This is a genomic window from Methylobacterium sp. J-030 (assembly GCF_022829545.1).
Lineage (GTDB): Bacteria > Pseudomonadota > Alphaproteobacteria > Rhizobiales > Beijerinckiaceae > Methylobacterium.
The window spans coordinates 1-18,477 of the sequence record NZ_JAKSYM010000190.1 but is presented as its reverse complement, the minus strand read 5'-3'; the positions used below and the strand labels follow the sequence as shown (position 1 = coordinate 18,477).

General features: G+C 68.3%; 25 protein-coding genes and 2 tRNA genes. 11 read left to right on the top strand and 16 right to left on the bottom strand.

What is annotated here, in order from left to right:
- Positions 1–57: 57 nt before the first annotated feature.
- The 8 genes from MKK75_RS12725 to MKK75_RS12685 all read left to right on the top strand — a co-directional run bounded on the left by MKK75_RS12725 (position 58) and on the right by MKK75_RS12685 (position 10,168).
- Positions 58–1,626: a glucan biosynthesis protein D gene (locus tag MKK75_RS12725; protein ID WP_244042927.1), complete on the top strand. Its 1,569-nt coding sequence runs from the start codon at positions 58–60 to the stop codon at positions 1,624–1,626.
- A 41-nt stretch (positions 1,627–1,667) separates the two neighbouring features.
- Positions 1,668–3,827: a glucans biosynthesis glucosyltransferase MdoH gene (gene mdoH, locus MKK75_RS12720; RefSeq protein WP_244042948.1), complete on the top strand. Its 2,160-nt coding sequence runs from the start codon at positions 1,668–1,670 to the stop codon at positions 3,825–3,827.
- Positions 3,828–4,019: 192 nt separating this feature from the next.
- Positions 4,020–4,841 (top strand): DUF3108 domain-containing protein, encoded by an 822-nt coding sequence (locus MKK75_RS12715; protein ID WP_409567559.1) that lies wholly within the window; start codon positions 4,020–4,022, stop codon positions 4,839–4,841.
- A gap of 55 nt (positions 4,842–4,896) precedes the next feature.
- Positions 4,897–5,055: a hypothetical protein gene (locus tag MKK75_RS12710; protein WP_244042925.1), complete on the top strand. Its 159-nt coding sequence runs from the start codon at positions 4,897–4,899 to the stop codon at positions 5,053–5,055.
- A 593-nt stretch (positions 5,056–5,648) separates the two neighbouring features.
- Positions 5,649–7,967 (top strand): Tex family protein, encoded by a 2,319-nt coding sequence (locus tag MKK75_RS12700; protein ID WP_244042923.1) that lies wholly within the window; start codon positions 5,649–5,651, stop codon positions 7,965–7,967.
- Positions 7,968–8,030: 63 nt separating this feature from the next.
- The gene (locus tag MKK75_RS12695; RefSeq protein ID WP_244042922.1) at positions 8,031–9,239 is read left to right on the top strand and encodes a RimK family alpha-L-glutamate ligase; all 1,209 of its coding nucleotides are present in this window, start codon (positions 8,031–8,033) and stop codon (positions 9,237–9,239) included.
- A 260-nt stretch (positions 9,240–9,499) separates the two neighbouring features.
- Complete coding sequence (locus tag MKK75_RS12690; protein ID WP_244042921.1) at positions 9,500–9,784, top strand: hypothetical protein; 285 nt, start codon at positions 9,500–9,502, stop codon at positions 9,782–9,784.
- A gap of 78 nt (positions 9,785–9,862) precedes the next feature.
- Positions 9,863–10,168 carry a hypothetical protein gene (locus MKK75_RS12685; protein WP_244042920.1) on the top strand — a complete coding sequence of 102 codons (306 nt, stop codon included), beginning with the start codon at positions 9,863–9,865 and terminating at the stop codon, positions 10,166–10,168.
- 62 nt (positions 10,169–10,230) lie between these two features.
- On the opposite strand, the gene MKK75_RS12680 is transcribed toward MKK75_RS12685, so the two are convergent.
- On the bottom strand, positions 10,231–10,368 hold the full coding sequence (locus tag MKK75_RS12680) for a hypothetical protein (RefSeq protein ID WP_244042919.1): 138 nt from the start codon (positions 10,366–10,368) through the stop codon (positions 10,231–10,233).
- A 242-nt stretch (positions 10,369–10,610) separates the two neighbouring features.
- Between MKK75_RS12680 and MKK75_RS12675 the strand changes: the two genes are divergently transcribed.
- A complete protein-coding gene (locus MKK75_RS12675; protein WP_244042918.1) occupies positions 10,611–11,591 on the top strand; it encodes an amidohydrolase family protein in 981 nt (326 codons plus the stop codon).
- A 95-nt stretch (positions 11,592–11,686) separates the two neighbouring features.
- On the opposite strand, the gene MKK75_RS12670 is transcribed toward MKK75_RS12675, so the two are convergent.
- Positions 11,687–11,776 (bottom strand) — tRNA-Ser (locus MKK75_RS12670).
- Between the two features lie 176 nt (positions 11,777–11,952).
- Between MKK75_RS12670 and MKK75_RS12665 the strand changes: the two genes are divergently transcribed.
- Positions 11,953–12,026: transfer RNA gene (locus MKK75_RS12665), tRNA-Gln, on the top strand.
- A 36-nt stretch (positions 12,027–12,062) separates the two neighbouring features.
- On the opposite strand, the gene MKK75_RS36085 is transcribed toward MKK75_RS12665, so the two are convergent.
- The 14 genes from MKK75_RS36085 to MKK75_RS12595 are packed head-to-tail and all read right to left on the bottom strand — an operon-like array spanning position 12,063 to position 17,881.
- Complete coding sequence (locus tag MKK75_RS36085; RefSeq protein WP_244042917.1) at positions 12,063–13,106, bottom strand: tyrosine-type recombinase/integrase; 1,044 nt, start codon at positions 13,104–13,106, stop codon at positions 12,063–12,065.
- Positions 13,107–13,129: 23 nt separating this feature from the next.
- A complete protein-coding gene (locus MKK75_RS12655; RefSeq protein WP_244042916.1) occupies positions 13,130–13,417 on the bottom strand; it encodes a hypothetical protein in 288 nt (95 codons plus the stop codon).
- Positions 13,414–13,905, bottom strand: a complete 492-nt coding sequence (locus tag MKK75_RS12650) for a hypothetical protein (RefSeq protein ID WP_244042915.1) — start codon at positions 13,903–13,905, stop codon at positions 13,414–13,416. Before MKK75_RS12650 ends, MKK75_RS12655 begins: the two co-directional genes overlap by 4 nt.
- A gap of 4 nt (positions 13,906–13,909) precedes the next feature.
- Positions 13,910–14,140, bottom strand: a complete 231-nt coding sequence (locus MKK75_RS12645) for a hypothetical protein (protein WP_244042914.1) — start codon at positions 14,138–14,140, stop codon at positions 13,910–13,912.
- Positions 14,140–14,415, bottom strand: a complete 276-nt coding sequence (locus MKK75_RS12640; protein WP_244042913.1) for a DUF2312 domain-containing protein — start codon at positions 14,413–14,415, stop codon at positions 14,140–14,142. Before MKK75_RS12640 ends, MKK75_RS12645 begins: the two co-directional genes overlap by 1 nt.
- Positions 14,412–14,777: a hypothetical protein gene (locus MKK75_RS12635; protein ID WP_244042912.1), complete on the bottom strand. Its 366-nt coding sequence runs from the start codon at positions 14,775–14,777 to the stop codon at positions 14,412–14,414. The genes MKK75_RS12640 and MKK75_RS12635 overlap by 4 nt, the downstream gene beginning before the upstream one ends.
- A 19-nt stretch (positions 14,778–14,796) precedes the next feature.
- Positions 14,797–15,768 (bottom strand): phage Gp37/Gp68 family protein, encoded by a 972-nt coding sequence (locus MKK75_RS12630; RefSeq protein WP_244042911.1) that lies wholly within the window; start codon positions 15,766–15,768, stop codon positions 14,797–14,799.
- 1 nt (position 15,769) lies between these two features.
- Positions 15,770–15,994: a hypothetical protein gene (locus MKK75_RS12625; RefSeq protein WP_244042910.1), complete on the bottom strand. Its 225-nt coding sequence runs from the start codon at positions 15,992–15,994 to the stop codon at positions 15,770–15,772.
- Positions 15,991–16,227: a hypothetical protein gene (locus MKK75_RS12620; RefSeq protein ID WP_244042909.1), complete on the bottom strand. Its 237-nt coding sequence runs from the start codon at positions 16,225–16,227 to the stop codon at positions 15,991–15,993. Before MKK75_RS12620 ends, MKK75_RS12625 begins: the two co-directional genes overlap by 4 nt.
- Entirely contained in the window at positions 16,224–16,544 is a 321-nt protein-coding gene (locus tag MKK75_RS12615) for a hypothetical protein (protein ID WP_244042908.1), read from the bottom strand. Before MKK75_RS12615 ends, MKK75_RS12620 begins: the two co-directional genes overlap by 4 nt.
- Positions 16,541–16,909, bottom strand: coding sequence for a hypothetical protein (locus MKK75_RS12610; RefSeq protein WP_244042907.1), 369 nt, complete (start codon positions 16,907–16,909; stop codon positions 16,541–16,543). The genes MKK75_RS12615 and MKK75_RS12610 overlap by 4 nt, the downstream gene beginning before the upstream one ends.
- Complete coding sequence (locus MKK75_RS12605) at positions 16,906–17,181, bottom strand: hypothetical protein (RefSeq protein ID WP_244042906.1); 276 nt, start codon at positions 17,179–17,181, stop codon at positions 16,906–16,908. The genes MKK75_RS12610 and MKK75_RS12605 overlap by 4 nt, the downstream gene beginning before the upstream one ends.
- Entirely contained in the window at positions 17,178–17,597 is a 420-nt protein-coding gene (locus tag MKK75_RS12600) for a hypothetical protein (protein WP_244042905.1), read from the bottom strand. Before MKK75_RS12600 ends, MKK75_RS12605 begins: the two co-directional genes overlap by 4 nt.
- On the bottom strand, positions 17,597–17,881 hold the full coding sequence (locus tag MKK75_RS12595; protein WP_244042904.1) for a hypothetical protein: 285 nt from the start codon (positions 17,879–17,881) through the stop codon (positions 17,597–17,599). The genes MKK75_RS12600 and MKK75_RS12595 overlap by 1 nt, the downstream gene beginning before the upstream one ends.
- Between MKK75_RS12595 and MKK75_RS12590 the strand changes: the two genes are divergently transcribed.
- Positions 17,880–18,200 (top strand): hypothetical protein, encoded by a 321-nt coding sequence (locus MKK75_RS12590; RefSeq protein WP_244042903.1) that lies wholly within the window; start codon positions 17,880–17,882, stop codon positions 18,198–18,200. The genes MKK75_RS12595 and MKK75_RS12590 overlap by 2 nt on opposite strands.
- Positions 18,201–18,477 lie beyond the last annotated feature (277 nt).

The window sequence follows — 18,477 nt, the reverse complement described above, 5'->3', positions numbered from 1 at the left end:
TCCCTCGGGCAGCAGATCGGCCGGGGACGGCTTGAGACACGAAAGACTGACGGCCGCATGACGAGACACGTCCGCCAGCCCGTAGCCATGACCCGCCGCGTGGTGCTCGCCGGGGCTCTCGGCGCGGCCGCGGGATCGCTGCCCGGCGCGACGCTGGCGGCCGATCCCGACACGGCGCCGGACTTTCCGCGCGCCGGCGAGGCCTTCGAGGCGAACACGCTCACCGACCTCGCGCGCGCCCGCTCCAAGACGCCCTATGTCGGCCCGAAGGCGAACGATCTTCCAGCCGTCCTGAAAACCCTGTCGCGGGAGGCCTACGAGACGATTCGTCCGGCCGCCGACGGGGCGATCTGGGCCGGCCAGGACGTCGGCTACAGTCTCGAACCGCTGCTGCGCGGGTCGATCTTCGACACGCCGGTCTCGCTGTTCCTGGTGGAGAATGGTCTGGTGCGGCCGATCTCCTACAGCAAGGCGGCGTTCTCGGCTCCGGGGCTCGATCTGCCAGACCTTAGCGACGACGCGGCCTTCTCGGGCTTCCGGCTGCGCGCGCGCTTCGGCGACGGCGGCGCCCTGTCGGATTTCGCCATGTTTCAGGGCGGCTCGTTCTTCCACCTCGTGGCGGAGGGGCAGGATTTCGGGATCAACGCCCGGGCGCTGGCGCTCCGGCCGGCGGATGCCCGCGGCGAGGAATTTCCCCTCTTTCGCGCCCTGTTCATCCAAACCCCGACCCCCGGCCAGCCGGTCGTGGTCCATGCGCTTGCCGAGTCGGAATCCGCTACGGCGGCGTTCAAGCTGACCCTGACGCCGGGCCGGGAAGCCTCGATCGCGGGGATCGACGGGACGGTCTTCGCCCGGGCCGATCTCGATCATATCGGGCTCGGCGGCATGCAGGGCAGCTACCTGTTTGGCCCCATCGACCGCCGCCGGGTCGACGATCTGCGCGCCGCCGCCTTCTCGGTGGAGGGTCTGGCGATTCACAACGGGTCCGGCGAGCCGATCTGGCGTCCGGTCCACAACCCCGAGACGCTTCAGGTCTCGGCCTTCGTCGACCGCGGACCGAAGGGGTTCGGCCTGATGCAGCGCGCCCGCGCCTACGGTGACTTCGACGACGACCGGCGGCACTGGGAGCAGCGGCCCTCGCTCTGGCTGGAGCCGCTCGACGATTGGAACGAGGGTGCCGTGACGCTCCTGGAGATCCCCAGCGATTCGGAACTCAACGAGAACGTTTTCGCCTACTGGCGCCCCAAGGCGAAGCTCGCCAAGGGCGGGGAGATGCGGTTTCTCTGCCGCCAGCACTGGTCCAAGGGTTGGCCCGACCCGCTGTCGCCGGAGATCGCTCGGGTCATTGACAGTCGCTGCGGCCACGGCAGCTCGGGAAACCGGCGCCTGTTCGCGGTCGATTTCGAGGGCGACGCGCTGTTCGAGCCCGGTGACATCGACGTCGATCTGAGCGCCTCGGCCGGAACGATCACCCGGCAGGACCGCTATCGCTATCCCGAGCGCAAGACCCTGCGGATACTGTTCGAACTCGATCCGGGGGGTGAGAAGGCCAGCGAGTTGCGCCTCGCGCTCCGCCGCGGGCAAAGCCGGGTCAGCGAGACGTGGCTCTACCGCTGGACGCCTTGATTCCACCGCTCACCGAGAGAGGATCAGCCTCCGCCGTGCGAATGGACGACACGATCACCCTGCCCGAGCCTGCGGTCGAGCCCGGCCCCAGTGCCTCGCCGGACATCGCCCCCGCGCAGCCGCCGGAGGCGCTGCTGGCGATGCCGGTTCAGGACCTGTCGCGCTGGGTCCCAGCGACGGGCCACAGGTCCCCGCGTGCAAGGCGCAGCCCCTGGCTCGCGCGGGCGTGGGTGTTCGGCGGGGCGTTGGCGCTCACGGCCTATGGCGGCTGGCAGATGGTCGAGACCGTGTCGGTCTCCGGCAGCCCGACCGCGCTCCAGCTCGCCCTCGTCGTTCTGTTCTGCCTCACCTTCTCGTGGATCACGCTGGCCTTCACCAGCGCGCTGCTCGGCTTCGCGATGCTGCTGCGCCGCGAGCAGCGTCCCCCGGCGATCCCCACCGCGCTGACGACCCGCACTGCGATCCTGATGCCGGTCTACAACGAGGCTACGGCCCGCACCTTCGCGGGCATCGAGGCCATGCGGGAGGCCGTGGAGACGACCTGCCTCGGACGGCATTTCGACTGGTTCGTCCTGTCCGACTCGACGCGGGCCGATGCCTGGATCGCGGAAGAGCGCGCCTTCCTCGACCTGCGTCACCGCCTCGGTCCGGAGGCGCGCCTCTACTATCGCCACCGGCCGAAGAACCACCACCGCAAGGCGGGCAATATCGGCGATTTCGTCACCCACTGGGGCGGTCGATACGACCATATGCTGGTGCTCGATGCCGATAGCCTGATGAGCGGTCAGGCCATCGTGGCGCTCGCCGCCGCGATGGAGGCGGATCCGGATGCCGGCATCATCCAGACGCTGCCGCTGATCATCAACCGCAACACGCTGTTCGCCCGGCTCCAGCAATTCGCCGCGCGGATCTACGGCCCGGTGATCGCCGCCGGGCTCGCCGCGTGGTCGGGACGGGACGGCAATTACTGGGGCCACAACGCGATCATCCGCACCCGGGCCTTCGCGGAATCCTGCGGCCTGCCGGATCTGCCGGGCAAGCCGCCCTTCGGAGGACACATCCTGTCCCACGATTTCGTGGAGGCCGCGCTGATCCGCCGGGCCGGCTGGGCGGTCTACATGCTGCACCGCCTGGAGGGCTCCTACGAGGAGAGCCCCCCCTCCCTGATCGACGTGGCGGTCCGCGATCGGCGCTGGGCACAGGGCAACCTCCAGCACGCGCGGGTGATCGCCGCCGCCGGACTGCACCCCGCGACCCGGCAGCACTTCGCCACCGGGATCGCCGGCTACCTCGCCTCGCCGCTCTGGCTGATGCAGCTGGTGGTCGGTATCCTGCTGGTGCTCCAGACCGCCACGGAGCGGCCGGACTATTTCGGCGGCGCCGGCTTCTCGCCGGTCTTCCCGCGGTTCGACCCGGTGCGCGCGCTGCAACTGTTCGGGCTGACCATGGCGGTGCTGCTGGCACCGAAATTCCTCGGCCTGATCCTCGCGCTCCTCGACCGATCGGTGCGGCACGCCTGTGGCGGCGGCGGCCGGCTCGTCCTCTCGAGCCTCGTCGAGATCCTGCTTTCGGCCCTCGTGGCGCCGGTGGCGATGGTGATCCAATCCGGCTCCGTCATGGGCATCCTGCTCGGCCGCGACACGGGTTGGAACCCGCAGCGGCGCGACGACGGCTCGATTCCCCTGCGCGACATCGTATCCCGGCATCGCTGGCACACGCTTCTGGGCGTGGTCGCGGGCATCGCGGCCTTCGCCATCGCGACCTCGCTGTTCCTCTGGATGAGCCCCACCATCCTTGGCCTGGTGCTGGCCATCCCGATCTCCTGGGCGAGCGGCCAGCTCGGGCTCGGGCTGGCGCTCAAACGCCGGCGCCTGCTCGCGACGCCGGAGGAGGCCACGCCCCCCGCGATCGCGGTGCGCGCCGGCGCCCTGGCCGAACGCAACGCCGTGACGGCCTTCGACGACGCCGATGCGCTCACGGCGCTCCACGCCGATCCGCGCCTCGCTGAGGCCCATGCGCAAATGCTGCCGCCCGGGCGCGAGCGGCCCCGCGGCGCGATCGACCCCGACCGGACGCTCGCCGCCGCCAAGATCGATGAGGCCGTGACGGTCGCCGAAGCGCAGGCCTGGCTCACGCCGCGGGAGCGTCTGGCGCTGCTGCACGATCGGGCTCTCATCGAGCGGCTGGTTCGTCTCACTTGACCTGATAGGATGGCCAGTCCCGTCATCGAGACTGCGGGAGATGACGGGATGGGCATGGTCGTCCCGACGAATCGCGCTTCACCAGGATGGGCGGCTGTGACCCGGCATCAGCGCCGTCGCCGCTTCACGCCCCGTTGGGCCGGTTTCCGGAAAGCCTGCCGAGCAAAATCTCCGTTCGGACGTTCGAAGGGCATCTCCAGCGCTGCGGCCCTGATCCTGTGCATCGGGGCGATTTCTCCCGCGCCCTGCGCGTCGTCTCCGGAGGCGGCGCCCGTCTTCGCGGCCCATTACGCCATGAGCTTCCTGAGCCTCCCGGTCGGCCAAGCCGAACTCACGGCCAACCTGACGGCAGAGCGCTACGCGCTCAAGCTCGAAGGGGGCCTGACCGGTCTGGCGGGCTGGTTCTTCCAAGGGTCCGGCAGCGCCGGATCTCAAGGGCGCCTCTCGGCGGCCCGCACGGTCCCGGATGTGTTCCGCATCGATAGCCGGTACGGAACCATGCCGGTGCTCGTCCGCGTCACCTTCGAGTCCGGCACGGTCCGCAAGGCCGAGGTAGAGCCGGAGCCAGCACCGAAACCCGATCGCGTCCCGGTGACGGCGGCGGACCGGGTCGGCGTGACGGATCCCATCGGCATGCTGATCATACCGATCGGTCCCGCGCCTCTGACACCGTCCCTGTGCGACCGGCGCATCCCGGTGTTCGACGGGGCGACCCGCGCCGACCTCGTTCTGTCGCGCGGAGCGGTCGTGGCCGTGGCCACGGGGCCCTACCGGGGGCCGGCCCTCGATTGCCGGATCCGGTGGGTGCCGGTGGCCGGTCATCGCGCCAAGGGCTCGTCGGTCCGCCGCATGGCCGAGAACGACGACCTGCACGTGCGCCTCGCGCCGGTGCCGGGCGGGCGGGTGATGCTTCCACTCTCGATCACGGTCGGGACAGGCTGGGGTACGGCGCGCATCGACGCGACCCGATGGGGCCCCGCGCCGGCGGCCGATCCGTCCATCAGCGGCGATTAACCGATCGACGGCTAAGTTCGCGCCGGCCCATTCATGCCCTCGACCGGAACGCGCCATGACTCTGCTGCTCGCAGTCCTGCTTCTCCCCCTGGCGGCCGCGATCGTCCTGGCCCGCGGTGAACCCGGCCGCACCATCAGTTGCCTGGGCGCCATGGGTGTCGGCTGCGCGATCGCCTGCCTGAGCGTGATCAGCCTGATCCGTCACCGCGCCTGAGGCCGCGAACGCGGTTACAGGAACCCGACTCGGCGCGGACCGCCGGACAATGTGCGGCCAGCCCGGGCGACCAAATGCGAGAAGGCCAGCGCCGCCGCCGCCGCCTGCGCCCGCGAGGGAAAGTTCCGGCGTGATTCCATGACGGGTTCGGCCGTTTCGTTCAGCAGAACCCAGGACCACAGGGACCGGCTGGTCTCGCGGATCTCGAACTGCACGGGGCGCCTGCCTTTCGCAGCATGCGACGAACGAGTGCGTTGCATTCAGCCGTGACATCCGAATGACACAGCCGGCTCAGCGTCAAGATCCGCGTGGCTTACGGACGGTCGGCCACCGGCGGGAGACTGAGACGGAGCAGCATTCGCTATACCTATATTGGCCGCTCGTCCCGCTATCGGTTGATCTACTGTTGGCCATTGCCGCCGCGGATACCGTTATCGCTCCGGCGCGAGGTTATGCCGCTTGTCCACAGCCATAGCGTGAACGTGCCTCGGAACGCGGCTGCGATCCTGACGGTCGCCCCGACGCCATGTTTCCGACGGCTTGGCGCGGCAGGCGGCTGTCGCCCCTTCGTGAACCTGGCAGCCTGAGATCGCATGACAGCCGTGAACGCGCTCATCGCCGAGGAACTCGGAGTCGGGGAAGCGCAGGTTGCAGCCACGGTGGCCCTGCTGGACGGCGGGGCGACCGTGCCGTTCATCGCGCGCTATCGCAAGGAGCAGACGGGCGGCCTCGACGATGTTCAGTTGCGCAGGCTGAACGAGCGCCTGTCCTACCTGCGCGACCTGAACGACCGCCGCCGCGTCATCATGGAGAGCATCAACGCCCAGGGCCGGATGAGTCCCGCTCTCGCGGCGGCCCTCGAGGCGGCCGACACGAAGGCGCGCCTCGAAGACCTCTACATGCCGTTCCGGCCGAAGCGCCGGACCAAGGCCCAGACCGCCCGCGAGGCCGGCCTGGAGCCGCTGGCCCAGGCGCTCCTCACCGATCCCGGTCGCGCCCCCGAGCACGCGGCGGCCGCCTTCGTGTCGCCCGAGCGCGGCGTTGCCGACCGGGCCATGGCGTTGGAGGGTGCGCGGGCGATCCTGATCGAGCGCTTCGCCGAGGATGCGGATCTCGTGGGCCGCCTCCGGACCGATTACCGGCGCAGCGGCCAGCTCGTCTCGCAGGTCCGCAAGGGCAAGGCGAGCGAGGGGGCGAAGTTCGCGGATTATTTCGCCTGGAGCGAGCGGCTGGAGCGGATGCCCTCGCACCGGATCCTGGCGATCTTCCGCGGCGAGCGTGAGGAGGTGCTCGACATCGCCTTCGCGGCGGAGGGCGAGGAGTCTCAACCCGGTATCCCGGGGCCGTTCGAGACGGCGATCTGCCGGCGGTTCGGCATCGTCGCCCAGGGACGCCCGGGCGATGCGTGGCTGCTCGACACCGTCCGGGCCGCCTGGCGCACGAAGATCCGGGCCGGGATCAAGCAGGACATGCGCACGCGCCTGTTCGAGCGGGCGGAGGACGAGGCGGTCCGGGTCTTCGCCGGCAACCTGAAGGACCTGATCCTGGCCGCCCCGGCCGGCGGCCGTCCGACGCTGGGGCTCGATCCGGGCTATCGGAACGGTGTGAAGGTTGCGGTGGCGGACCGGACCGGCCGGATCGTCGCGGTCGAGACCACCTATCCGCACGAGCCGCAGCGCCGCTGGCGCGACGCCGTGGCGACGCTCGGGAAGCTCTGCCGTCTTCACGGCGTCGAGCTGATCGCCATCGGCAACGGCACCGCATCCCGCGAGACCGAGCGTCTCGCCGCGGAGGTGGTCGCCGCGAATCCGGACTTGAAGCTCGTCAAGGTGATGGTCTCGGAGGCCGGCGCTTCGGTCTATTCGGCCTCCGAGATCGCATCCCGCGAACTGCCCGATCTCGACGTGTCCCATCGCGGCGCCGCCTCGATCGCCCGGCGCCTGCAGGATCCCCTGGCAGAGCTGGTCAAGATCGATCCCAAATCGATCGGCGTCGGCCAGTATCAGCACGACGTGAGTGAGGCGAAGCTGTCGCGTTCGCTGTCCGCGGTGGTGGAAGATGCCGTGAATGCCGTCGGCGTCGATCTGAACACGGCTTCCCCTGCCCTGCTGGCGCAGGTGTCGGGACTCGGATCGGCTTTGGCGGACCGGATCGTCGCGCACCGGGACACGAACGGCCCGTTCCAGTCCCGGGCGGCCCTCAAAGCCGTGCCGGGCCTCGGACCGAAGACCTTCGAGCTGTCGGCGGGCTTTCTGCGGATCCGGAACGGTGACGACCCGCTCGATGCATCCGGCGTGCACCCGGAAGCCTACCTCGTGGTTCGGCGCATCCTTCAGGCCACCAAGAGCGATATCCACGTCCTTCTGGGCAATGCGGCAACGCTCGCCACGCTGACACCCGAGACGTTCGTGGATGCGCGATTCGGTCTGCTGACCGTGCGCGACATCATCGCCGAACTGGAAAAGCCGGGCCGCGACCCACGCCCCGCCTTCAGGACCGCGCGTTTCGACGAGGGCGTCCAGTCGATCGGCGATCTGCGGCCGGGCATGCAGCTCGAGGGTATCGTCACCAACGTGGCGGCATTCGGGGCCTTCGTGGATATCGGCGTCCATCAGGACGGGCTCGTCCACATCTCGGCGATGGCGCGCCGCCGGATCGCATCGCCCACCGAGGTGGTGCGGATCGGCGAGGTAATTCGCGTTCTGGTGCTCAGCGTCGATGGCCCGCGCAAGCGGATCGCGCTATCGATGCGGCTCGACGACTCGGTGGAGCCGGCGGTGTCGGCGCAGCGTTCCGGGGAAGCGCGATCCGAAGCGCAGAAGCCCCGGCCGCCGGAAGCGCGTCAGGCGGCGCCGGACGGTGCGCTCGCGGATGCGCTGCGGCGGGCGGCCACGCAGACGCGGCGACGTTGAGCGGCACCGCGTCCAGGGTGTGGGGTCGACCGAGACCAGCAGGCCGCCGGGTGGAGTAGTCCGATGTCGTCGCCCTCGAGTCGTGATGCCGTGCCCAGCCCGATGATCGGACCCGCGCGGCTGATCCGGGCGGCGTTCGAAGGCACCGACATGGCCATGTGGGCCGGCGACATCCTGTCCCGCGCCGGGGACGGGGCTCTCGAAGCCGGCACGGCCCTCGACCTGGCGACGATCCTGTTGCTGATGCATCGGTCCGACCCGGCCTTGCAGCTTCAGAGCGAGGTTCTCGGAAGCTACCGGCATTTCCAGCTTCGATCCAACAGCCCCGAAGCGACGACGCGCGTCCTGGTGATCGTCACGGCGGGCGATTTGATGGCCAATACGCCGGTCGACTTCCTGCTCGATGACTCAAGTATCCGGGTCGAGTACTTGTTCGTACTCCCGGGAGACACCATTCCAGACCATCTACCGGACCACGACGTCTGCATCATCGGGGTCGCCTACTCGACCGCGAACGAGCCCGTGCTCGAAGCCCTGGCGTCCGCCGCTCCGGGCTGGCGCCGCCCCGTGGTCAACCAGCCGGGCAACGTCCTGAGGACATCGCGGCACGGACTTGCCGAGGCGCTGTCCGGCGCCGAGGGTGTGGTGGTCCCATCCGTCATGCGGGTGACCAAAGCGGCGATCGCGACCGCGGCTCACAGGCTGCCGGACGGGTGGACCTATCCGATCCTCATCCGGCCGATCGATACCCATGCCGGCAACGCGCTCCAGAAGATCGAGCGCCGCGGAGACCTCCCCGACTACCTCGCCCGGTTCGATGCGGAGACGTATTACGTCACGCAATTCTGCGATTACAGCGGACCGGACGGGCTCTTCAGGAAGCTCCGGATCGTTCTCGTCGACGGCACCCCGTTCCTCTGCCACATGGCCATCCGCGACCATTGGATGATCCACTACCTCAATGCCGCCATGAATGAGGATCCCGCCAAGCGCAACGCGGAGGCCGAGGCGATGGCCACCTTCCACGACCTGTTCGTGCCCCGGCACCGTACGGCGTTCGCCGAGATCCACCGTCGAACCGGGCTCGACTATCTGATCCTCGATTGCGCCGAGGACCAGGATGGTCGCCTGCTGATCTTCGAAGCGGATACCGGCATGGTCATCCACGACATGGATCCGGTCGACCTATATCCCTATAAACGACCGCAGATGCGCAGAGTCTTCGCCGCCTTCCAGGACGCGATCAGGACGCGAGCGAAGTACGCAGCGTAAGCTTCCTTCGGACGGCGTTGTGAGACGGGCCGACTGCATGTCGGTCGACGCGCAACTGACGGACTGCGCTCCGCCACGTCGATCGATCGGGCAGTGGATTGGGACAACCGTACAACAGGACGATCGCGTTCGAGATCGGTGACGGCAAGATAGCCGCTGTTGGACTGAAAATGTTACGTTGACCCTCGATTAACACGGACCGCATAGGCACATGGAGGCTTGCTGTTGAGGCGGTCTCAACGTTGTTGGGCGAGGCTCCGATGATCGTCCTGTTAGCCTTCGCGATCGGCACCGGGCTTCTGGCCGCGTGCGTGCTCTCATCGGTTGGTTGGGTGGCCGCGCTGGTCGGGGCCCCGGTGGCGGCGAGCCTTGCGGCGATCCTCGCCGGCGGCTTCATGGCGTGGCAGACCATGCGGCGTGACCGGCACGCGCGTGCCCTCGAAGCGCAGACCGGACTCATGGTTGCAGCGCTCCGTGACGTGACCCGCAAAGCGGAACCACAATCACCTGCTCCGAAGGTCTCACGCCGCCGCCTGGGCGCCTGAACTGTCGCTTCGGACCGGTCCGCGTCGGAAGGGATCCCGGCCCTCGGCCGGTGATCCCGTCTGAGCGGCGGCCATCGGATGAACCGAGCGACGGTGGCATCCGTTGTTGTTTCGATGCCCGACCTGACCGTTCCGCTGATCTCGACGACCGTTTTCGTCGGCGTGGGATGGCTCATCGTCCACGCCGGGCACCATTATCACGATGCGATAGGTCATACGTTGAAGGTCTTCGCCCTGGCGCTCGGCCTTCTGGTCCTGGCCGGTCTCACGGCGAAACTTCGCGCCGGGCTCGGGGTCGGCCGCCAGATACATCGCGTCGAGGCCCGTGCGCAACGCGATGCACCCGCAAACCGTACCGGATCGAGCGCCAGGACGGCTCGATGAGCCCGCCCGGTCTGATCGGACACCCTTTGCTCGGCTCCCGCGCCGGGCCAGGCCGACTCGATCTACTTGCTTGTGCCGCCCTTTTTCCCGAGCTCGGCCTGCGCCGAGGAGGATTTACGTGGGTTCGACTTGCCCTCCTTGCTTGCCTTGGCATTCGCCTTCTTGGCCGTCGTGCTCCCGTGACCCTTCTTCTCAGTCATCGTCACCTCCATGATCGCGAAGGCAATGTCAGCGGAGGATCGACGTTCCGCGCCGCGTCCTCCAGGGCGTGGATAACTCGTTCGGCGAAGGTGCCCCGCGACACGATCGGAGGACGCCGCTCGTATCAGCACCGCGTCACCGCGACTTGTGATCGGTCCAACGGCTTGCGGTTTTCCCGACCGAGTGGTCGGATCGGGACCGCGAGCCCAGAGAAGGCCGTACCAGATCCGGAGGAACTCCCATGTTGTCGCGCCGACAGACGCTGGCACTTGCCGCCGCCAAAGGGTTCGCCTTGGCGGGCACGACGGTTCGGGCCGCGCAGGCTCAGGATGCGCCGACCGTGAAGACGCCCGTGACGTTCGAGGTCCCCGCAGGTGCCTGCGACAGCCACGTCCACGTCATTCCCGATCCCGCGAAGTTCCCGTTCTGGAGCGGGCGCGCCTACACGCCTCCGGTCGATCCGGTCGAGAGCCTGCTCGCGCTCCAGCATGCGCTCAAGCTCGACCGCGTCGTCATCGTGACGCCGAGTGTCTACGGCACCGACAATGCCGCCACCCTCGATGGCCTGCGCGTGCTCGGCCCGCAGCGCGCCCGGGGCGTCGCGGTGATCGGGCCGGACACGGGCGCGGCCAGCCGCGATGCGCTGGTCAAGGCGGGGATCCGCGGCATTCGGGTCAATCTGGAACAGGCCGGCGTCTTCGATCCCGCGGTCTCCGCCAAGGCGCTGGACACCGCCGTCCAGCAGATCGGGGGACGACCCTGGCACCTGCAGATCTACAGCCGACTCTCGGTCATCGCACCGCTGAAGCAGCAATTGGCCGCGCTGCCGGTCCCCATCGTGTTCGATCACTTCGCCGGTGCGCAGGCTGCGTTGGGGCCCGATCAACCGGGTTTTGGCGATGTGCTCGATCTTGTGCGAAGCGGGAAAGCCTGGGTGAAACTGTCGGGCGCCTACCGCGCATCCAACCGGGGGCCCGACTATCCCGTCGTGATGCCGCTGGCCCGCGCCCTCGTGGCGGCGAATCCGGATCAGCTCGTCTGGGGCAGCGACTGGCCGCACCCGGACAGCACGCCGCGACCGGATCGCAAGCCGACGGATCTGGCGCCGGCGCAGAACATCGATGACGGACGCCTGCTGAACCTGCTCGCGGAGTGGGTACCCGACCGTGCGACACGGGACCGAATCCTCGTCGACAATCCCAAGCGGCTCTACGACTTTTAAACGGCGAGCCGCGAAGGCCCTGCGCGAACGAGCGGTGGCGCGCTGAAGACGATGGCCGTGCGGTTGCGGACGGCCTCAACGCGCAGGCAGCAGATTGGCGGAAGGGGTGGGATTCGAACCCACGGTGGAGTTGCCCCCACGGCGGTTTTCAAGACCGCTGCCTTAAACCACTCGGCCACCCTTCCAGACGGCTTCCGCAACCCGATCGTTACGGCGGGGGCCGATCTCCCGTCAACCGGAGAAGACCGGTTGACCTGCAAGGCCATTCCGCCTATCTGACCGCCCACGCCTGACGCCGCTGAATGCAGCGCGGCCGGTTCTTAACCGTCCTTGCGACGGCGGGACGCGGCCTACGGCCGATTGGGGGATAGTTTAACGGTAGAACGGTGGACTCTGACTCCTCTAGTCCTGGTTCGAATCCAGGTCCCCCAGCCACTGTAAGTTCAATACCTTAGACGATCCGACTCTCACTCAACTTGGTAAGTTTGCCGTTGAGTTTGACTTTTCCTCGGAACGGTCGTCCCCGTGCAGCTCGCCTATCACCCGCGCATTTGAGCGTTTCATGTCCGCGGTCCGGTGATAGACCGGCGTGGCATAGGTCGTGCGCTGGCCGAGGATGTCGGCGATCTCCCGATCCGTTTTGCCCAGCTCGCGAAGGTCGGTCGCAACGCTGTGGCGTAGCCCGTGCGCTGTGAGGCCGGGCCGCACCTTGCCCGCCTCCTCAAGTCTCGTGCGCAGCTTGCGCCAGGATGCGTTCCAGCCGCCATCGGTCCAGGGTGTTCCCTCGGACGTCACGAACAGGTGCGTTCGGCTCGGCAGCCGCTGTTCGAGGATCGCGGCCAGTGGCGCAGGGCAAGGCACGCACACCTCGACGTCGCCCTTCCCGGTCCGGAAGGTAATCATTCCGGCCTGGTAGGCCGCAGCCGGCATCGTGCGCACGTCGCCCAGCCGGGCGCCGAGGTAGCGCATGAAGGCGAGCGGTGCCTTCAATTGGATCGGCGCGGCGGCGAGCACCGCCTCGCGCTCATCGCTCGCCCACGGCCTGTTCCGGTGCGTCTCGCCTGTGGCCTTGCGGATCTTCTCCACGCGCAGCGCGGGGTTCGTCTCCAGCAGCCCGAGGTTCACCCCGACGCCGAGCATTCGGGAGAGCACCTGCACCACGTAGTTGGCAAACCGGCGCTTGTGCTTGGCGAAAGCCTGGTTCCGCCATGTGAAGACCTGCGCGCGTGTTATCGCAGAGAGCGGCATGCCGCCGGCCTTCTCGAACATGATCAGCACGCGCTCGTAGTCGGTTTTCGTGATCGGCTTGAGTCGCAGGTATTCTGGCGTCTTCCGGTATTCGGAGATGAGGTGGCCCAGCGTGTTCTTGGCGACGGCCTTCGCCTTCCAGGCCTGGTTGAGTCGGTCCACTTCGCTGATGAAGGCGGCGGTGCCGGGCTCGGAATGGATGCGGGCGCCGCTCGCACGGTGGTAGTAATAGGTCTTACCAGCCTTCGCGGACCAGAACCGCTTCACGCCCGCGATCTTATGCCGTGTCGTCACCCGAATACCTTCGCGCCCCAGTCGGTGGAATCAGCGGTATCGTCCGTCAGACCGGACAGGCCGTCGAGCCACCGATCGAGCGCCTTGCGATCATAGCGCAGCAGCCGCTTATCGAGACGGGCATCGGGCGAGAGCGAGAGCGGCGTAATAGGGCACGCCCGCTCGAATGCGGGCGGAGACAACCGGCAGTAGGCTGCGGCCTCTGGCAGCGTCAGCAGACGGCTCGCAGGCAGCGGCAGAGCTCTCCCCTTCCCTTCACCCGAATGACGGTCACTGCGTGTCACGGCTCCGGCCTCCCGGCATCCTTGGCCGCCCGCTCCGCATCCCGGGCTGCGATCGCCGCCTTCGCCTCCTCGATGACGGGTTGCATCGTCTCACCGGCAACCCGCCGCCAGTCCGCCCCGTGCTCAAGCACGAGCGTCGTCAGCCAGTGGAGGACGAAAGCCTGCTCGTCCTCTGAACGCCGCTTGATCTCGGCACGGCCCGCCTCACGGAAGGCGTGCGCCATCGGGCAGGCGCGGAAGTTCGGCATGCCCAGCACGTCGAGCAGGTCGGGCGTGAGGGTCAGAGGGAAGCCGCGCGCGCTGACGCCGGCCGAGGCGAGCGCCTGCAGCACCACCTCCTGGATCTTGCCATGCCGCTCGGCCGCGATGTCCGGATTGTCGTAGCTCGCGAACGGCAGCGCCATCACGGCCGCCGCGACGATCGTCGGGATGTCCGTGCTCAAGCCCGCATCGCCGAAGGCCGGCACGCTCACGTCTGTTGTCGCCATGGCCTCAGGCCTCCGGGATCTGCGGGTGCGGGAAGGTGCGCATCGTGCCGTCGCCGGCGGCCGCGCGCAGGCTGTCGGACAGCGTCCGTGCACCCGGGCGATCCATGGCGAACCGCGCGGTGATGGGCTGGCCCTGGAGCGTGAAGGCGATCGCGAGCTCGACGCCGTCGGGCGTAGGCGTCGCGTCGATCGTCCAGTCGGCACCGTCGGGCGGGATGAGGCGAAGCTGACCCATCACATCATCCCCAGCGCTTGCTGATACAGCTCCAGGATCGCCTCCTGCTCCTGGCGCTCGCTGTGGTCCTGCCTCCGGATCCGGAGGATCGTGGCGATCGCCTTCGTGTCGAAGCCCCGGCCCTTGGCCTCGGAGACGATCTCCTTCCGGCCTTCCCGTAGGTCGGCGATCTCCTCGTCCATGCGCTCCAGGCGCTCGATGAACTGCTTGAGCTCGTCGGCGGCTACGCCCTCGGCCGAGGAAACGTCGGGGGATGTGTTGAGGCCGGCGGTCACGACATCGCCTCCGGAGCGGCGCTCTCCTGGACAACCGGTGGCGCCCAGGCGCGTCCTGCCAAATACCGTTCGGCCACGCGCGCGAACCGGATCTCCCGGACCGCTTCCACGGCCGCCTCGGCCTCGCGGCGCCCGGGCGGGTCCGTCTTCAGCCCCAGCGGCAGGCCCTGCAGGAGCGCCCGGGCCGGGTCGCGATAGGCGGCGACCTGCGCCTCGGTGAACCCGGCCTGGAACAGGTGGACGACCGTGCAGGCGCCCTCCGGACCGTTCTTCCGGTCGGCCATGACACGGGCCATGCGGAAGACGTGGCGGCACGCATCGGGGGCGCGACGGGCGGCGTGGACGAGGGACGGCGACGGCATGGGCGGATCTCCTCAGACGCTACAGGGGATGGTCGACGGGTGATGCGGGGAAGCCGTTGTGCTCCACGCCATCCAGGAGGCGGCCAGCGGCCTTTTTGCCGACGCGGTAGAGGACATCGCGTCCGTCGAGCGTGCCTTGGTGCGGCAAGCTCCGATCGCGAGCGTCGATCGCGCCCTGGCTCAGCGCGAGCCAAGCGCCGTGCTGCTTGAAATGGAACGCGACACCGGCCGCCACGCAGGCGTCGCGGATCTGGCGCGCCCAGTCCGGGTGCATCGGCCGGGCGCCTGGGCCGCTCTCACCGCCTACGATGATCCAGTCGAGCCGCGGCCGAAGGGTCGTCTTCCAAAGCGCCGATATGCCGTGGCGCTGCTCGGCTCGACAGCTCCCGGTATTGTCGAGGTTCGTGAAGTCGATCGGCCCAAGCAGCGGCTCAGCCGACACAAACCGCACCGCGGCTGGCGTCTCCAACAGGTCTGGCACGCGCTCGTCGGCCCGGCGCTGATCCTCAGCCGAGACGCCCAGCCAGACGTTGGGGAGTGGCAGCTTCACGAAGTCGAGGCCGCTGTCGCAGTCGAGTTCAGCCATGCGGCGCGGCAGCTCGGACAGGTAACTCCGCATCCGCGCCGAGCGCTTCGTCAGCACTTGAAAGGTATGGTGTGGCGCGGCAGCCATCACGGCGAACACCCGGTCGACCCACGTGTCAGGAACGGCCTCGGCGAACAGGTCGCCATGGGCACAGACGAAGATCTTGCGTGGCCGGCGCCACTGCAGCGGCTGCAGCAGCCATTCATCGTTCAGCCGCACCTGCCCATTCCAGACCGGGCCAGCCTGCGTCTCGACGGTGAGACCCTTCCGGGACGCCAGATTGCGCAGCCGCGTGCCGGCGAGCTTCATCGCGTAGCAGTTCGTGCAACCCGGGGAGACCACGGAACAGCCAGTGATCGGGTTCCAGGTCGCGTCCGTCCACTCGATGGCAGATGCTTCAGCCATCTCATTCCACCATCCGCAGGTCGAACGACACGAGCTCGCGCCGGTAGGGCATCTTGCGGAGTTCGGCCTCGAAGGCTGCGAGCTCGTCCGGGTCGTGCGTCTGCGGCTGCACGGCCGGGATCCAGGCCAGGACCGGCGTTCCGGCATCCGTAGTCCCCGACCAAACCCGGCAGGGTGTGCCGCGGACGTCCTCGATGCGGTCGGTAGGTTCGAGGGTAAGCTTCATGAGCGCTGATCCTTCCGCTCGACGCGGAACGTGAAGGTCCGCGCTTCGTCATCGGCGCCCATGAGCAGGTTGAAGGCGCCAGTGCCGTCGACCTCGTCGACCGGGATGGTGAGCGTGCCGCCGAGGCGGTTCACGAAGGCGATGAGCAGCTGGCTCTTCATCGCCTCGATGCGCTGCTGCGCCTCGTAGGAGAGGTCGGCGACGCTCGGCCGGTTTTTAGGCTCACCCATCATCGCGGCTCCTCGGTTGGCTTCACGGTCAGCACCACGTCGCAGCCGACGGCCGTCTTCAGCTGATCGGCGAACTGCTCGATGCGGGCGGCGATGGCGCCTGGCTGGCCCGGATCCGGGACGGTGATCTCGGCCGACAGCTCAGGAATGTTCCACAGCGCCTTCGGAAGCCGGACCTCGACGCGCATGGCGCGCTCATCCGGAGACAGACGCGGGCTCTCGCGGTTGAGGCGCACGTTGCCGGCCTGATCGAAGGTCAGCCAGAGCGCGTAGATCATCTTGGTCGGGGTGGACCGGTGGTGCTTGCTGGAGGGGCTCATAACATCACCCCGAACAGATCCGGGGTCGCGGGCTTGCCGTCCGTCGGCAGGCACGGCCGCACGCCATGCTCGGCCAGCGCCCGCAGATCCGGGATCATCTCCAGGGCGATCTCGGCCTTGGTGTATTCCCAGCCCGGCAGGCAGGCGTGGGAATAGCGGTCGTTGACCTGGAGGAAGCCGGGCAGGTTCGACCAGGTGATGTGGCACTCGCCGCGACGCGGGCGGTCGAGGTCGAGGAACATCACCGCGCGCTCGCCCATGGTGGTCGGATCCGCGAGGGCGGCGGCCAGAGCCTCAGCGGCGATCGCCGCAGCTTCGCGGTCCTGTCGGGTCGGGGGCGGGAGCTTGGGAGCGCGCTTCGTCATGCGGCGGCTTCCGAGCTATCGACCGCCCAGGCGTGGAAGGCGCGCCACGTGCGCAGATCGCTTTCCCAGCCAGCCTGCACGTTGTGCCAGCGGCCTTGCTCGACGCCCGCGATATGCTCGCCGACTTCACGCACGATCTGCGCACGGTCACGTTGATCGATGTCGGACCACTTCGCCTTGAGCCAGCCGCAACATAGGCTCGGCGCATAGCTGTGGCGGCCGAGGCAGTAGCGGACGCCGGACAGCATCATGAAAGCGTCGTCGCTCGTCATGCCGCCACCCCGGCGATGTCGAGCTCGGACGCCGGAACCAGCGGCTGCCAGCGGATGAGCACGCCCTCGAACAGTTCGACGCCCGGATGCTCGACCACCCAGAAGGCGACGAGCTCCCACCAGTCCTGAAAGCCGTCCTGGCGTGCGAACTCATCGAGGTCTGGCGCGGGGCGGATCCAGCCATCGTTGGCGAAGACGATGCCGACAATCAGGTCCATCTTGATCGGCCAAGCCGCCAAGCATCGCGCCTCACCGAGTTTGGTGCACTGGCGCGTGCGCAAGCCGGTGTAGAGCTGCACGAACTCGTCAGGGCGGGCGTGGCGGGACTTGCCCGCGCGCTCGGCCCGGATCGTCTGCGCCTTGGTGCCGGCGAGGATGGGCGGGCCGAACCGCTTCTTGAAGGAATAAGCGACCATCAGCGCGCATCCTTCGGATCGGCATCTGGATCGCCGTAGAGGCGCAGCGCGCGGCCGGCATCGCGGCGCGTGGAGCGCTTCAGATCGCCCAGCCACTTCCGGTGCTCCTCGTCGGTCGCAGCCCTCACCAACTCGCAGTCGGCGATCAGCGCTTCGCCGTCCGGCGGCCAGCCGAGCCAGGACAGGTAGCCGGTCTCCGGGTCAGCCCAGGCGCAAACCCAGGTCTCGCCGGACGGCTCGTGCAAGATGCTGTCGCCAGTGCGGAAGGGCGAGCGCTCACCCATGGCACACCTCCCGAGGATGGCGCGCGTCGGAACGTGCGACCGACTCAGGTACTTCGCCCTGAAAGGCCTGCGCTCGTCTGACGCCGTGGAGGCCAGAACACAGTGGGAGGTGCCCTTGGCTCGCGATGAGAGTGGCGGGGCGACGTTGACCCCTGAGGAAGCGGCGCGCGTCGAGCGTGTCCGCAAGAAGCGTTTGGGCGCGGATGGCTGCCCGGAGGATCAAGCGCCGAGCGAAGCAGCTAAACCTCAGAACCGGCCGACCGGCATCGTCTCGGAGGACGAGGAGACTGGCCTCAACGATCCGCTGAAAGGCGAGTAGCTTCACAAGCAGGCGCAAGGCCGGCAAGCGGCGGGTTGCAACCATCTCGCCGTGGAGCGCAGCGGCGAGGGTGTCTGAGGCGGGGCGGTCGGTCATGATCAGGCCGCCTCTTGCGTTGGCAAATCGTACCGGCGCCGGACCTTGAAGCCCGTCCGCTGCGCCCACTGCCGGACCTCGGCGAAGGTGACGCCGGACAGCAGATCGATGGCCTGCCGGCACTGCGCCGCCGTGAATTTGGCTGCGTGGCACTCGTCCACGGTGAGCAGCATTCGCTCGG

Bases quoted from the DNA above. Each gene is read 5' to 3' on its own strand.
- MKK75_RS12590 (WP_244042903.1), top strand. From the start codon at position 17,880: ATGGCACACCTCCCGAGGATGGCGCGCGTCGGAACGTGCGACCGACTC.
- MKK75_RS12650 (WP_244042915.1), bottom strand. From the start codon at position 13,905: ATGGCGACAACAGACGTGAGCGTGCCGGCCTTCGGCGATGCGGGCTTG.
- MKK75_RS12725 (WP_244042927.1), top strand. From the start codon at position 58: ATGACGAGACACGTCCGCCAGCCCGTAGCCATGACCCGCCGCGTGGTG.
- MKK75_RS12680 (WP_244042919.1), bottom strand. From the start codon at position 10,368: ATGACTGAGAAGAAGGGTCACGGGAGCACGACGGCCAAGAAGGCGAAT.
- MKK75_RS12630 (WP_244042911.1), bottom strand. From the start codon at position 15,768: ATGGCTGAAGCATCTGCCATCGAGTGGACGGACGCGACCTGGAACCCG.
- MKK75_RS12600 (WP_244042905.1), bottom strand. From the start codon at position 17,597: ATGGTCGCTTATTCCTTCAAGAAGCGGTTCGGCCCGCCCATCCTCGCC.
- MKK75_RS12625 (WP_244042910.1), bottom strand. From the start codon at position 15,994: ATGAAGCTTACCCTCGAACCTACCGACCGCATCGAGGACGTCCGCGGC.
- mdoH (WP_244042948.1), top strand. From the start codon at position 1,668: ATGGACGACACGATCACCCTGCCCGAGCCTGCGGTCGAGCCCGGCCCC.
- MKK75_RS12695 (WP_244042922.1), top strand. From the start codon at position 8,031: ATGTCGTCGCCCTCGAGTCGTGATGCCGTGCCCAGCCCGATGATCGGA.
- MKK75_RS12595 (WP_244042904.1), bottom strand. From the start codon at position 17,881: ATGGGTGAGCGCTCGCCCTTCCGCACTGGCGACAGCATCTTGCACGAG.
- MKK75_RS12610 (WP_244042907.1), bottom strand. From the start codon at position 16,909: ATGACGAAGCGCGCTCCCAAGCTCCCGCCCCCGACCCGACAGGACCGC.
- MKK75_RS12675 (WP_244042918.1), top strand. From the start codon at position 10,611: ATGTTGTCGCGCCGACAGACGCTGGCACTTGCCGCCGCCAAAGGGTTC.
- MKK75_RS12615 (WP_244042908.1), bottom strand. From the start codon at position 16,544: ATGAGCCCCTCCAGCAAGCACCACCGGTCCACCCCGACCAAGATGATC.
- MKK75_RS12645 (WP_244042914.1), bottom strand. From the start codon at position 14,140: ATGGGTCAGCTTCGCCTCATCCCGCCCGACGGTGCCGACTGGACGATC.
- MKK75_RS12700 (WP_244042923.1), top strand. From the start codon at position 5,649: ATGACAGCCGTGAACGCGCTCATCGCCGAGGAACTCGGAGTCGGGGAA.
- MKK75_RS12710 (WP_244042925.1), top strand. From the start codon at position 4,897: ATGACTCTGCTGCTCGCAGTCCTGCTTCTCCCCCTGGCGGCCGCGATC.
- MKK75_RS12605 (WP_244042906.1), bottom strand. From the start codon at position 17,181: ATGACGAGCGACGACGCTTTCATGATGCTGTCCGGCGTCCGCTACTGC.
- MKK75_RS12685 (WP_244042920.1), top strand. From the start codon at position 9,863: ATGAACCGAGCGACGGTGGCATCCGTTGTTGTTTCGATGCCCGACCTG.
- MKK75_RS12690 (WP_244042921.1), top strand. From the start codon at position 9,500: ATGATCGTCCTGTTAGCCTTCGCGATCGGCACCGGGCTTCTGGCCGCG.
- MKK75_RS12635 (WP_244042912.1), bottom strand. From the start codon at position 14,777: ATGCCGTCGCCGTCCCTCGTCCACGCCGCCCGTCGCGCCCCCGATGCG.
- MKK75_RS12620 (WP_244042909.1), bottom strand. From the start codon at position 16,227: ATGATGGGTGAGCCTAAAAACCGGCCGAGCGTCGCCGACCTCTCCTAC.